10 protein-coding genes are annotated in these 14,966 nt (G+C 34.4%); 8 read left to right on the top strand and 2 right to left on the bottom strand.

Going from position 1 to position 14,966, the window contains the following annotated elements:
* The first annotated feature begins 296 nt into the window (after positions 1-296).
* From ACO05S_RS02240 to ACO05S_RS02215, 6 genes are all read left to right on the top strand, one after another.
* A complete protein-coding gene (locus ACO05S_RS02240) occupies positions 297-1,433 on the top strand; it encodes a helix-turn-helix domain-containing protein (protein ID WP_421919919.1) in 1,137 nt (378 codons plus the stop codon).
* A gap of 244 nt (positions 1,434-1,677) precedes the next feature.
* On the top strand, positions 1,678-2,340 hold the full coding sequence (locus ACO05S_RS02235; protein ID WP_421919918.1) for a hypothetical protein: 663 nt from the start codon (positions 1,678-1,680) through the stop codon (positions 2,338-2,340).
* Between the two features lie 302 nt (positions 2,341-2,642).
* Complete coding sequence (locus ACO05S_RS02230; protein ID WP_421919917.1) at positions 2,643-4,409, top strand: DEAD/DEAH box helicase; 1,767 nt, start codon at positions 2,643-2,645, stop codon at positions 4,407-4,409.
* Positions 4,410-4,752: 343 nt separating this feature from the next.
* Positions 4,753-5,574: a mechanosensitive ion channel family protein gene (locus tag ACO05S_RS02225; RefSeq protein ID WP_421919916.1), complete on the top strand. Its 822-nt coding sequence runs from the start codon at positions 4,753-4,755 to the stop codon at positions 5,572-5,574.
* 161 nt (positions 5,575-5,735) lie between these two features.
* Complete coding sequence (locus ACO05S_RS02220; RefSeq protein ID WP_421921270.1) at positions 5,736-7,013, top strand: IS4 family transposase; 1,278 nt, start codon at positions 5,736-5,738, stop codon at positions 7,011-7,013.
* A gap of 185 nt (positions 7,014-7,198) precedes the next feature.
* The gene (locus ACO05S_RS02215; protein ID WP_421919915.1) at positions 7,199-9,355 is read left to right on the top strand and encodes a DUF748 domain-containing protein; all 2,157 of its coding nucleotides are present in this window, start codon (positions 7,199-7,201) and stop codon (positions 9,353-9,355) included.
* 165 nt (positions 9,356-9,520) lie between these two features.
* On the opposite strand, the gene ACO05S_RS02210 is transcribed toward ACO05S_RS02215, so the two are convergent.
* Entirely contained in the window at positions 9,521-10,240 is a 720-nt protein-coding gene (locus tag ACO05S_RS02210) for a hypothetical protein (protein WP_421919914.1), read from the bottom strand.
* A gap of 293 nt (positions 10,241-10,533) precedes the next feature.
* Here ACO05S_RS02210 and ACO05S_RS02205 point away from each other — a divergent pair, with 293 nt between their 5' ends.
* Positions 10,534-11,097, top strand: a complete 564-nt coding sequence (locus ACO05S_RS02205; RefSeq protein ID WP_421919913.1) for an RNA polymerase sigma factor — start codon at positions 10,534-10,536, stop codon at positions 11,095-11,097.
* On the top strand, positions 11,091-12,434 hold the full coding sequence (locus ACO05S_RS02200; RefSeq protein WP_421919912.1) for a hypothetical protein: 1,344 nt from the start codon (positions 11,091-11,093) through the stop codon (positions 12,432-12,434). The genes ACO05S_RS02205 and ACO05S_RS02200 overlap by 7 nt, the downstream gene beginning before the upstream one ends.
* Positions 12,435-13,100: 666 nt before the next feature.
* On the opposite strand, the gene ACO05S_RS02195 is transcribed toward ACO05S_RS02200, so the two are convergent.
* Entirely contained in the window at positions 13,101-14,591 is a 1,491-nt protein-coding gene (locus tag ACO05S_RS02195) for an acyl-CoA dehydrogenase family protein (RefSeq protein ID WP_421919911.1), read from the bottom strand.
* Positions 14,592-14,966 lie beyond the last annotated feature (375 nt).

The raw sequence follows: 14,966 nt of genomic DNA, 5'->3' as shown, positions 1-14,966 counted from the left end.
TTTCCTTTGCGAGGTCGTTTTTTTATTGATCAATATAGCCTATTAGGCAATTAATGCCAGCATCACCACCAAACAATACTCGTGTCATGATATTACGGTTATATTATGTGGTAAAAGAATAATAAGAAGGTTTTGCAAGAGCCTGATTATGGATATAATAAAAACTTTACAGTTGCAAGAATGTATTCTTTTTTGGCTTGCTTTTAATTTGTGCAATATGATTAAAAGTAAGTTAGATTTTGTAGAAGAGGGTATGTATCAAAAAAGGCTAAGTGTAAAAGTGTAAATTGGATGAAATGAATTTGAGTGTTATAAATGGATTTTTAATTTTTGCTATCATCCAATCACTTGTTTTGGCTGGTTTGTTTTCATCTAAAAACAAAAGAAACTCTGCCGACTTAATAATGACAATATGGCTATCGTTTTTTGCTGTTCATAGTTTTCTAATACTTCTAAACTTAAATCTTGAAGGTCAAATCTTATTTAAAGTACTTCCAACAAATATTCCCCTTTTATACGGTCCGTTTTTGTTCCTGTACATTTGTGTAAAATCTCGAAAAACACAAAAACAGGAAGTGATTGATATTATTCATTTTATTCCCTTTGTTGCTTTGGCCTTTCTTAGTGTTTTTTTATATCAGAGTGTTTGGTTTCAGAAGATACTAGCGATCTCAGGAGTAATATCTGGTATGGCATACTGTGTTTTATCCTTGTTGCAATTAAAAAAACACAACGATGTGATTATCGAACAGTTTTCGTATATAGAAAAAATCAACCTTGCATGGATAAGCAGGCTCGTTAAAGTTTTGGTAGTAATTTGGTTTGTGGTAATTGTAGCGGTGATTTTAAACCGTTTTTTCAATATTTATTTGCCATTGAATGTATTCTTTTTGTGCATACCATTATTTGTTTCATATCTGGCTTATCATGGATTCAAACAACAAGTTATATTTTCTCAAATGCTTGATGATAGCGAGGACCTCAAAACAAATAAAATTGGCGAGAATAAAATAAAAAGCAATGATTTACCTGAACAGGATCAGCTTAAGACTTATTTAAAATCAGGATTGAATACAGAAAAAATGAAGGCAATTCATGCCAGCCTGCAAAATGCTATGATGAGTAAAGAGCTTTATCTTAAAGCTAATCTTAGTTTGGCAGAACTTTCATCTGAACTCAATATACCACAGCATCATATTACTCAGACTCTAAACACACATGTTCATAAAAGCTTCTACGACTACATTAACTCATTCCGTGTTGAAGCTTTTAAAAAACGGATAAAAAATGGTGATGCCGAGAACTTTTCATTATTAGGTATTGCACTTGATTGTGGATTTAATTCGAAATCAACTTTTAACCGTATTTTTAAAAAAGACACTGGTATTTCTCCATCCGAGTTTAAAAAAGAACAAGTCTTAAGTCGCTATTAGTCAGCTTCCCACACATTTGAGACATCCCGGTTTTGTGGATGAGACGATCGCCTTTCTTTAGTCTTATACTTTTGCTCAAGAATCATTAAAAATTTTTGAGTTATGAGTTATGTCAATAAAACAATTCCTGAAATTTTTGTTCATCAAAAAGAGATTTTAAGGATGATTACAGATGTAGAAGAAAGGTCATGTGTCACTAGTGTATTTGTTAATAAATGATTTCACAAAACGAAAAAGTAAAAAAATGAATAAATTGGATCGAATCAAGAGGATAATAACAGGTTGCAGCTTTATTGCGTTTTCAACGCTTTTTATAATTGGAAGCTCATTGCATTCTGACCTGTTTAGCTTTGAATTGTCGAAGAATGCGCAGGAATGGATATCTGAAATTCACAATAATATTTCGCAACAAATTGGGAATTTATTGGAGTATGTAAGTGCACCATTTTTAATTATTATGATTTTTAGTTTTATAAATACAATTCATTCAAAAGCTTACCAATGGGGGATGCTGGGCGGAATGATGGCTTTGTTGGGTTGTATCAGTATGGTAGGTAGTAAAGGTGCATTTTGTTTATCTGTTGCAGGAATAGATAGTTTGCCGGAGTCAGAATTTCAACAGATGTTTCCCGCTTTTAAAGCTTTGTATGAAAAAGCAGGTATGTTAAAAATTACATTGGCTTTACCTCTTTTGCCAATAGGCTTTGCTGTTCAATGCATAGGCTTAATCAGAGGAAACTATTTGCCCAAGTGGCAAGCTGTTCTGATACTTATAGGCTCTATACTATTAATAAACCCAGGAATCGAAATTATTAGCCTGCTTGGATCATTGTGTATTGGCATTGGTTTATTACCAGCTAGTTTACTTCTCATTCAAAATGCAAACACGCAGATTAAACCGTTCTAGTGCCTACTTTAACTGTTAAATCATTTTTTTTATCTGATTTACCGGTAAATGTAATCATCAAATTTTATCTGAATAGGATGTGCTGAATATTGATATTGGATTTGGAAAACTTCGGAACTCAGCTTATTGTGTACCGCAATTTCAATAAATAAAACAGGTGTATTTCATCGATTAATTTTGTTCTACTTACTAATTTAGAATCAGGAAATTAACTCATTTCAATTAAAATGATTTATTCTACATGCAATTAGGCATTACTTCCTATTTTAATTGCTAACTTTGCCGCTCATAAAATTTATAGAATGAATTCATTTGAAAATCTTGGTCTTTCAGAGGCCATACTAGAAGCTATTTCCGAATTAGGCTTCGAAACCCCAACTCCTATCCAAGAACAAGCCATCCCGGTTCTTCTAGACGGAAGATCTGATTTTGTAGGTTTGGCTCAGACAGGAACAGGAAAAACGGCGGCTTTCGGTTTACCTTTGCTTGAGCTTATTGAGCCTCAGGTAAAAACACCGCAAGCTTTGATTCTATCTCCAACAAGAGAATTGGGAATCCAAATTGCAGACGATCTTAAGACATTCTCGAAGAATATCTTAAATCTGAACGTTGTGAATGTGTACGGGGGTGCAAGTATCGAAGAACAGATTCGAAAATTGAAAAGAGGAGCACATGTAATTGTAGCTACCCCAGGGCGTCTTCTTGATCTTATTAGAAGGAAGGCTGTGAACTTATCTGCTATTGAATATTTAATTCTTGATGAGGCAGATGAAATGTTGAACATGGGATTTAAGGAAGATATAGATGCAATCTTGTCTTCTACATCCGAAGACAAAGTGACATGGTTGTTTTCTGCAACTATGCCAGCTGAAGTTCGACGAATCTCTAAGAACTATATGACCGATCCTACCGAGGTAACCGTAGGAAAAGCAAATACAACCAACAAGAATATTTCTCATCAATATTACATGTTGAACAATCGCGACCGTTACAATGTATTGAAACGTGTTGTTGATTTTTACCCTGATATTTATGGAATTATTTTCTGCAGAACCCGCAAGGAAACACAGGAAGTAGCCGAATTGTTAATGAAAGACGGTTACAATGCCGATGCTTTACATGGTGATTTAACCCAAGTTCAGCGCGACAGGGTAATGCGTAATTTCAAAAACCGCTCATTGCAATTATTGGTTGCTACCGATGTTGCTGCTCGCGGTATCGATGTTGACGATCTTTCTCACGTAATTCATTACAATTTGCCCGACGAGTTGGAATTCTATACCCACCGAAGTGGTCGTACAGCTCGTGCAGGCAAGAAAGGGATCTCAATTGCTTTGGTTACTCCAAGAGAGGAGCGTAAGGTAAAAGATCTTTCGAGAAGGTTAAAAACTGATTTCGAACAGGTGAAAATCCCGGTAGGAAAAGAAGTTTGCGAAAGACAATTAATGAACTTCATGCGTCGTGTTAACGAAGTTGAAGTGGAAGAAGAAGAGATTGAACCATTTGTTGATGGAATCAACGAAGAGTTGGAGAGCCTGAGTCGTGAAGATTTGATTAAACGCTTTGTTTCTTTGGAGTTTAATCGATTCTGGGAATACTATAAGAATGCAGACGATCTGAACCTGAAATCAACCACTCAGCGCAGAAACAAGCGAGATGGCAATAAGGGTGAGGATCGGATGTTTATCAATATCGGAAAGAAAGACGGCATTGATGTACCACGCTTGTTGAACCTGATTCACAAACAATGTGGTGTACGTGGAAAGAATGTGGGAAGAGTGGATCTGAAAGGTGTTTTCTCATTTTTTGATGTTGATAAAGCTTTTACCGATGAGATTATTAAAGGTTTTGCCGGTGCCCTTATTGGTGGCAGAAAAATAAGAATCGAAGTATCGGGTGACAGGCCTTCAGAGAGTAGCAATAGAAAAGGACGCTCACGAGGAGGAGAAAGAGGTAGAGGAGATCGCAGAGATCGAAGCGACAGAGGATACAGAAAAGATTTCTCGAAAGAGCGCAGAGGAAAAGGCGATGGAAAAAGATTTTCTGATAGAAGAAGAAAAGAGGCGTAAGTCTCTTTTTTTTATGTGATGAAACGAGCATGATTAAAATAATTATTAAACACTCACGATAATGATTGTTTTGATCTTGTGGCTGATACCTGACAATTGAAGGGAGATGATAATTAGGTGATTGTGTAGTATATGTTGTTTAAGGTAAAGTAAAAAACAAATGCTTTATTAGTAAATAAATCAAGAATTATTATTGATCTGTTGGTTTTAATTAGTGCCAATTTTTATTTAAATTTAGTTTATTGTCGATTTAGGTGTTAAATCCCGAAAGGGATTTTATTATGCTTAAATTCTTTTGTTTGACAAGCAAAAAGATTATTAAACTTTATAAAACCTATTTAATATGGATATGGATAAGATTGCTGAGAAATCAGATCAGTTGTGGCTAATGGCTTTGGAATATGCACCAAAATTATTGTTGGCTATTATTACTCTAATCATCGGTTTGTGGATCATCAAAGGGATTACCAAAGGGGTAAAGAAATTGATGGAAAAAAATCAATTGGATGAGACTTTAAAGCCATTCATAATTGGGATGCTATCAATTCTATTGAAAATCATGTTGTTGATTGCTGTTGTTGGTATGATTGGTGTTGAGATGACTTCTTTTATTGCGATATTGGGTGCAGCAGGTTTGGCAGTTGGTATGGCTTTGTCAGGAACATTGCAAAATTTCGCAGGTGGTGTGATGATTTTAATTTTTAAGCCGTTTAAAGTGGGCGACTTACTGGAAGCTCAGGGGTATTTGGGGGTAGTTAAAGAAATTCAGCTTTTTAATACCATAATGCTTTCGCTGGATAATAAAACCATTATTATTCCCAATGGAGGCTTGTCAACTGGGTCGATGATTAATTATTCCACTCAACCCACTCGCAGAGTTGATATGACATTTGGTATTGGTTATACTGATGATATAGATAAGGCAAAAGGAATTTTAGAAGGCTTGTTGTCAAATCATCAAAAAGTATTAAAAGATCCTGCTCATTTTATAGCTGTATCAGAATTGGCCGATAGTTCGGTTAATTTTGTGGTAAGAGCTTGGGTAAATGCAGCTGATTATTGGGATGTGTTTTTCTACATGCAAGAAACAGTTAAGAAGGAATTTGATAAGAATGCTGTCGGAATTCCTTTCCCACAAAGAGATGTTCATGTGTACAATCATTAGAAACCTAGGCATATAATATAAGGAGGCGTGAGCCCAATGTCATTAAGTTAAGGATGTAAAATGCTGAATAACAGCATAAATAGCAAGGTTTTTAGGCATTTTTTTGCTATATTTATATAGTATTCAGAGAGTTATTATGATGAAAAAAAACTACTAAATTTATTGTAGAAAAAATACGAGAACATTTATTTTCGGAACAATTAAAGTTTCAGTTTCGAATGAATGAAAAGGATTTTACCCGAGATAGAGTCTTAACATTCTCAACCACATTAGTCTTCATGATGAATTTTTTAAGAAAAAGTCTTGCCATAGAGATTTATAGTTTCGTTAAGAATATCAATATAAGATCATTTTCGAAAAGTGCCTTTGTGCAGAGCCGAAAGAAAATTGATCCTCGTGTTTTTAAGGAACTTTCTCAGGTGTTAACTCATGAATTTTATACCGATAATGATGAGTCTGTAAAACTCTGGAAAGGCTTTCGGTTATTAGCTGTTGATGGAACCAGAATATCTTTGCCTGATACAAAAGAGTTAAGATCCATTTATGGCGCTACAAAAAATCAAACCAAAACAACTGTGGCTCAAGCCCGATTGTCTGTTTTATATGACGTACTAAACAATTACGTGATTGATGGAAAGTTAGGAGCTTTGTCGACAGGCGAAAAATCATTAGCAATAGACCATTTACAAACTACTCAAAGCAATGATTTGGTTATTTATGATAGAGGATATCCTTCTTTCGATTTGATTTATGAACACTTACAATTAGAAATTGATTGTTTAATCCGAGCAAAAGTTAGCTTTAATGCTGCAACACAAAAGTTTATTGCAAGTGGTAAATATTCAAGCATCATTGATATGAAGCCGGGCAAAAATGTATCGTTAAAGAATAAAACTTACTCCAAAAATGATTCGATAAAAGTACGCTTAATTAGAGTAGATCTCGCTGATGGAACAACAGAACTGTTAATGACAACTTTATTATGCAGTAAAAACTATCCTACGGGAATTTTCAAGGATTTGTATTTTAAACGATGGGGAGTAGAAAATTTCTATGATGAATTAAAGAATAAGATAAAAGTAGAATTGTTTTCAGGTTATTCAAATCAGTGCATTCTGCAAGATTTTTATGCAGCTCTATTCATCTCAAATATTCAAACTCTGATGGTAACAGAATTGAATGATGAATTACAGGAAAATCAAACAACAAAGTATAAATACAAAGTAAACAGTAATTTATCCTATGGATTCTTGAAAGATCGAATTGTAGAATTGTTTCTTTCAAACAAAGATATAGACACCGTTTTTTCAGAACTTAAAGATATTTTCAGAAAGCATCTGATTCCAATAAGACCCAATCGAAGTTTTGAAAGGCATAAGGATAAATACAGAAATAGAGTTAAACCAAAGGTCACTAAAAACCAACGCAATGCATTGTGAAGTGACCTTAACTTAATGACATTGGGCGTGAGCCTCCTTTTTTTGTCTGATAATCAACGGGAATTGTGAAATTTATGATTTAGATTTTATTTCTCAATGTAATAAAATCTAATTATGCTAATTAATGGATACTCACCGATAGAAAAAATAAATAAATGAAGAGTTTATTCAGGAAACATATCCTTATGATATCAATATCAATGGTGATGTTTATTCTGTTCTTTTTTCTGTCTTCTATAGTAAAGAACTATGTAGTAAATCATTCGGAAGAATTAATAGGAAGAAAACTTGAAATTGCAGAATTGCATTTTAATTATATAAAGCTTTCTGCTCAAATCAATAATTTAGATTTGTATGAAGATAACGGAGTAGATAAATTTGTTTCATGTAAGGAGCTGTATTTTAATGTCTCACCATGGAAACTCATTAAAGGGGAATACTCGCTTTCGCAGATTTATCTTGACGGCCTTGATGTTTCGCTGATTCAGGATCGTATCGGATTCAACTTCGACGATATGCTTGCCAGCGATGTTCAAACTGTTGATAATTCCGAAATTCAAGATAAGAATGCTACTACAAAATTTTCAATTTATAATATTAAAATCAAAAATGGATATGTTGCTTACTTCGATAAAGAGAAGGACAATCTTCTGGACTTGAAAAATATTAATCTGGATTTGCCGTTGCTTGCGTGGAACAATCAGAACTCAAAAATGGGCGTTGATTTCTCAGTAGGTGGCGATGGCCATGTTGGTATCATTGCAAATGTCGATCACGCCAGTGATAGATATAAGGTAAACCTGAATGTAAAAGAAGTAAATATTGCGCCTTTTATGACTTATGTAAAGGATTATATGAAAATTTCGAGCTTGGAAGGCCGATTGAATACATGTCTTTCCATAAATGGAAGCCTGAAAGACTTTATGGATGTTTATATTCAAGGAAATGCAAGTGTTCAGAATCTTATCATTCATGATTTTGATGGGAATAAGTTTCTTGCAACCCAAGCAACAAATGTGAAATTCGATTCTTTAAATTTGGGGACTTCTCATTTCGAAATAGCTAAACTTGAGGTGCAAAAGCCTGAAATATATGCCACTTTGTTTAAGGATGATACAAACTTTGATAGAGTTTTGGAACCAGTGATGTCTTTAGATTCAGTAGAGGTAGAAAATGATACCATAGCCGAAAAGTCCAATCTGTTTTATTCGGTAGACAGCATTGTTGTGAATAGTGGTTTTGTTCAATTCTCGGATAAAACATTAAATCGGGATTTTGTGTACGATATAAAAGATATTGCTATGAATATTGGTACAATTGCCGCGAACACCAAGGGGGTGGCATTGTCCTACTTTATGCGTTTAAATAACCAGGGAGAACTGAAAGGTGATATGAAATTCAGTCTGCAAGAAGTTTATGATTTTAGTTTAAAAGCTAAATTAAAGGGATTGGAATTGATGAGCTTTTCTCCATATACGGAGTTTTATATGGCCAGGCCAATTACGCAAGGAACCCTAAACTATGATTGCAGTATTGAGATGACAGCAAATCAATTGGAGAATCAAAACAATATTAAAATTTCTGAAATTGATTTTGGAAAGAAAACCAATGATCCTAATACAATTAAGGTACCACTTAGATTGGCTTTGTATTTATTGAAAGATCAAAATGATAACATCGAGATTGATTTGCCAGTATCGGGTAATCCTAAGGAACCAGATTTTAAAATTGGCAAAATAATTGGGAAAACTTTATTGAATTTTCTTGTGAAAACCGCAACAAAACCATTTGGCATACTGGGGAGTATAAGCGGAACCAATCCGAAGAATATAGAGATCATTCCTTTGCAATATTCTCTTGTCACGATTGGAGAAAAAGAAAAATCAACTTTAAGGGATATTTCTGCAATTCTAGAAAAAAAACCTGGATTGGTTTTTACTTTTACACAGGAAACCAACTTAAACATGGAAAGAGATTATCTGGCTTTACAAAAATGTGTTAAAGATTATTGTAAGTCTAACTCTAAAGGTTTTCCGGATTTGAGAGCAGAAAAATGGCAAGATTGGGCAAATGAGAATCTTGCATTTAAATCCTATTTAATGAAGGACAGTATTGATCATACGGTTTTAATAATGGATTTGTGTTTGGAAAGAATTGGTGCTGCAAAAGCAAATGTATTGCTCGACTCCTTGCTTATCGAGAGAAATGTTGCGATTACGCAATATTTGACTGATAGTTTGAATATTTCACAGGGCAATTTTATAGTTAAAACTGCCGACCTAAGAAATATGTCTGATCAGCAGAAGAAACCAAAATATAGGGTAGAGGTATCTATCCAGTAAAAGGATAACTGGCAACATTTACCTGCAACAAATAAAAACTCGCTTTCCTAAAAGGTTAGCGAGTTCTTTTTAGTTGAAAATTAATCTTGCTGATAGAATTGGTAAAATTTAAGTGCTTGGCAGAATGGCCTGCAATGGCCATTTTTCTGGAAGAGAAAAGGTATCCTACCATTCAATTTCACGATACTCAACCGATTCACAGTTGATATCATATCCGGAAGCTGCATTCGAGACTTCAAACTTGTATGCATAAACTCCAACTACATAGGTTTCTCCTTCAACAGTGGTAAAATCTGACCAATTATTTGATTTATTCGATCCGGTAATGATTTTGTGATTGGATGAAATCAATTGATCTGATACATAAATGACTTCTCCATCGATTTGGTCGTGAATTTTTACTACATAAACATCTCTATCTTCCACATTCTCCCAATCGATATCAAACGAATGAAGGTTTTTGTTATACTTAAATTCTGTGATTTCTACCGGATCAAGCCTTTCCTCTCTTAATTTATCAGTAATGGTGTAAACTTGAAGATCATCGGCTGTAATTTCGAACTGGTAAATTCCATTTTCAATGTCGTCGCTTGTAAAGTCATTTTCCGAAGGAACAGATCTGAACACCTTTTTGATGTTGTACTGACTTAAATCTGTGTCAATATCACTATCATTTGGACCTTCGGCATGAACACTTGCCATTAAAAAGTTTGAATAGGTATAAAAGACAGGTGCATACACTGTATCATTATCAACTTTTGTACATCGAACAAAAACGTCTGCAATTGCTTGTAAATCCGGAGTATTGTCGTAATCATTATTATCGCATGACACAAAGCCTAATACTAAAATTAAAAACGCCTTTATAAATTTTAAGTTTTTCATTTTTTGATCTTTTTCATCAGCATTGCTGATATTTCTTAACTGGTATGTTGTTGAGACAATTTCCCGGGTTTGTCTCTTAACTTTTACACATTCATGATGCTAAGTGCTTTAAAAGGTTGCTCATTCTGATCTACTTTTTTTGGAATAATTTGTAAGAACTTATGAATCAATAGGTCTTTGCATCGAAATCACCATATTTAGCAGTAGGATGAAAAAGTTGTAATTTTAACGCAACCGTATCACACTTTATACAACTATTTAGTGAATCAGGATAGCTTAAGACGATAGCCACTTTGGAAAACCAAGAATTAGAAAAGATAATTAAAGACTGCTCGAAAGGTAAATCTAAAGCGCAAGAATTACTTTACAGAAAGTTTGCACCCAAAATGATGGGTGTATGTATGAGGTATTCCAATGATTTAAGCGAAGCCGAAGATACTTTGCAAGATGGTTTTATAAAGGTTTTCCAAAGTATTAAATCGTACAAATTTAAAGGATCTTTCGAAGGTTGGATTCGTAGGATAATGGTTAATACAGCTTTGGAGAAATATCGCAAATCAAAAAAAATACAGGTGGTTGATGAGTTTTGGCAAGCTGATCCAGAAACGGAAGATGCAATCCAAAATGCAGATATTCCCTTGGATGTCTTGTTAAATATGATTCAAGGATTACCCGCTAGATATCAAATGGTGTTTAGCTTATATGTTTTGGATGGATACACACATAACGAGATTGCTGAAGTGATGAATATCAGTGTTGGTACTTCTAAATCTAACCTGGCTCGAGGAAGAGCGATATTAAAACAGAAGGTTAGCGTTTTTTTAAGTAAAAAAGAGAACAAACTCAAAATATGCTAGATGAGAACAAACATATAGATAGTCTGTTTGCTGATGGATTGAAAGGTGTGAGCATTGAGCCTAAACCTGAAGTTTGGAATGCGATTAGCGAAAATCTGGCTGCTGCCAAAAGAAAAAGGAGAGGAGTAATCATTTTTGTTTCTGCAGCTTTGGCTGCATCGGTTTTATTGTTTATTGCTATCGCAAATCGAGATTTGTTTATTCCTGAGCCTGGTAATTTGCCTTGGCAACAAATAAGTGATCATTCATCCGATGTAAATAGGGATGTTAAGAATAGAACTAGCATAGAAAATAATGGAATAGCCCAAAATAGTGGGGATAAATTGGAAAAAGATGATCAAGATTTAATTGCTTCAAATAAACTACCAAGCAAAGAGCAGCAGACTAGTGCACATTCTGCTTTTGAAATAAATGAAAATCAATTTCAAAAAATACCTTTAATATATTCTATTCCATCGCGTTTTGGTGGCTTAGGTAATAGTGTTAACGAAATTAAAGAAGGTCTGCAATATTTAGGAGCTAATAAATCATCAGCTGTACATTTAAGTAGTGAAGATGAGATTGTGATGTATAATCTAATGGCAATTGAATTGGCCAATAAAGAGGAGTTGAGGCAAAATCGTTGGGCAATAATTGGCCAGCTTTCCTCAGCTTATTCTAACGAGGAATCAGCTTCGAACGTGAATAGTGGAATTGTGAGTATTGGAGGAGGAATTAAAGTTAGCTATGCTCTTGGCAATAAACTTGCTATCCAAACAGGATTCATGTATAATCGAATGGGGCAGGATTTTGGGAGGGGTAACCAACAGCTTGCCTTTTCACCTACTAATGCATTGGACGGGACGCCAAATGATGAGTTTAATTCGGCTTTTAAAGTACTACCGGCAAATTCATCAGCCGGAAATATTAATTATACTCGAATTAATCAGCAAAATGCTGGTAAAAGCGAATATTTAGTGGCATCTACTAAGGGTTCCTCAGAGGAGTTAATGCAATCTTTTGAAACAATTGAAGTGCCGATTTTATTACGATACAACTTGTATCAAAAACGATTGGGCGTATATTTAAATGGAGGATTGGGAGCCAACTGGATCATAGATAATGGAGTGTATCGTTCTTCCAGATCGAAGCAAAAAATTGGTAAAATTGATAACCTAAGAACAACCAACTTTAGTTCCTTATTCGGATTGGGATTCGAATACAAGCTGAGTTCAAAAATTCATATTGGTCTGGAACCAAGTTTCAAGTATTATCTGAATTCAATAAACAAGAGCAGTCAGTTTAACTACAAACCATACTCAATTGGAATTCAAACAGGCATTCGTTATAATTTCTAGATAAACAGACATGTGAGCAGTTAATGACTTGGTTTAATAATATGTAAAGAATTCTACTCAAAGTCAGTGCAAACAGTGACAGTATTTTTACTCGAAGCTTATTAAGCTTGCAACTTCTACTTTTTTGGGCAATGTTATCATCCAAATTGTCAAGTATAAGCGGTAGAACAAATTTTCAGTCGTTTTGATTCAAAACTGATATTACTGCTACCAGCTTTTTGATTTTTTAGTGACGGTAGGTTTATGCTAATGCTGGTATTACTCTCTGAGGGGCTTCGCTTTCGAATTATACACAACTAAACAGACTAATACCTCTCTGGCTTTGGCTTGGAGTGTTTTTGTAGAAATATGATTTTGGGAATTTGTTTAGATGTAAGGAGTAGCGCCCCTAAAAATTATTCAAATATCCAATTTCTAGCAAGAACATAGGGCTAAGACTCCTAAATTTGATCTTATATGCTTGGCTTCTGTCACCAATATAAGATTTGGAAGTTAGCCTTTGCTACAATTAGAAAAAGCCTTTTTGCTAAGAACAAAATATGCTCAACTAACATTGGGGTGTTAGCACTGGCATCTTAGTAGACAAACTATATAAAAGAACATGGCAAAAGCATAACACAAATGCATGAATTCTGGAAGACCCTTTTCGGGACAGTTTTAGCAACTTTATGTTATTTCAAGCCACGAACTTCCATCCTCATAATTTTCGATGCTTAATACACTTTTATTAAGCTGAAAAGAATTAATCAAGTTACTTATATCTTGCTGTAAGGAATTGATGCAGTTCGTGATCAAATCTTTTCTGAACCCCTTTTCTTCGAGATTAATTACAAATCCGGCCGATACAATTCTACTCAAGGCCTTTCCCAAATCCACTTGTTTGCGTTGTGGTAAATTAAAATCAATTGAAAAATTAATTTCCTTTTTAAAATATTCCGAAGCTTTATCAGTAAGGCTGAAATCTTTTAGGAATTGGAAAAGATTGCTTTCTTTTTTCTTCTTCATCAATTTCAATATCATATCCGATATTTGAGTGTAAAGCATTTCGTTTGCTCCTTCAAAGATTTGAAAAGGTCTGCTGTCAACAATACCACGTCCTCCAATATGGCTTAGTCTGTATGCTTTTGCACCCGATAGTTGCACCAATGTTTGTGCTGATTCCTGCATCAGGTCAGTTACAATGGTTTTAATACTGTTTGCTTCAACACCATCGCTGGCCAAATTATTCTCCAATCCACTTTTTTCACTACTTCTAACACAAAGTGCAGAGCAAATGGTATAGGCACTTTGCATTTTTGATATTTGATGTTGAACCTGATCAAAAGAAAACAGACTTTTGCCACCAACAACTCTGGTTTTACACTGATTGATCGCTTCATCCATCAGTCGTTTAATGAAGCCTAATCCCATACCAGGGAATTGCATTCTGCTTCGATGCAAAATATCCAACATCATTTTAACACCAGTACTTTCAGGCGTTAGTTTGAATTCCTTTGGAATTTTAACGTCTAGTTTATTGGTTCCATAGGGAATCATATATAAACCCAGATTATCGAAATATTCTTCCACAACAACTTTTTGATTTTCTTGTGTAACATCACAAATAAAAAAGTCGATGTCTCGTTTCAATTTGCCTTGATTCTGTTTTTGTCGGGATGTAATCAGCCAGAAATCAGCTAAACCGGTTAATCCTTGCCAATGCTTGGTGCCTTTAATGTGGTACAAATCATCTTTTTTCGTGTAATGAGTTTGCATGTTTAATGCATCACTACCAAAATCAGGTTCAGTAATCATTAAGCCACCCATTTGCTGCTTTTCCAGAAAGCGTTTGAAAATACCACCTTTAACCGTATTGTTGGCATATTTTGCAACAGGTTCCAGAAAAAGCGCAATATTGATTCCTAATGTTAATGCCAATGGTAACGACTCGTATGCAGCCGAAGAAAGAATTCCTAAACACTCTTTTACTTTAGCTCCTCTGCCTCCGAAGTTTTGAGGTATTGCAACCGATAAAGGTGATTTGGACATGATTTCACGAATCACTAAAGGAGGAAATCCTCGATTCAAGCTAAACTTATTAATATCATCACGTTCGTAGAACACCGATTTTAGGGTTTGCTCAAATTCCTGTAAGTATTCAGAAAAGTTCTTAGTCATCTTGTTAATTCTATTATTTAATAGTCTAATTTAATTTAGACGAGATAAAAATAGATTTTATAAAGGACTTATTGGTCTTTTTTGCTGTTTTTATTTACTATTTAGAAGAAAAAACCTAAATATGGAGTTTTGTTATTTTAAATTGAATGCCTAAACTGTCAAATTGAGGGGCAAAGTATAGGTCTGTACTTTAAATAAAGTAATTGCTTTTGAAAGACATTACTTTATTTTTTTGTGCATGATATATCCAAACCAATCAAAATAGAGATGCAAATCAGGGCATGTTTCATGTAATTGTGAGTGGATAATTACAAATCTACAAAGAAGGAGCTCACTTTCTCAGAATGTTAATAAAACCTCTCTCTAGTACAAAGC

This window comes from Marinifilum sp. (genome assembly GCF_965230805.1).
In the GTDB taxonomy this organism is placed as follows: domain Bacteria; phylum Bacteroidota; class Bacteroidia; order Bacteroidales; family Marinifilaceae; genus Marinifilum.
Note: the sequence above shows the minus strand (reverse complement) of the source record. Positions and strands in the feature narration are given on the sequence as shown.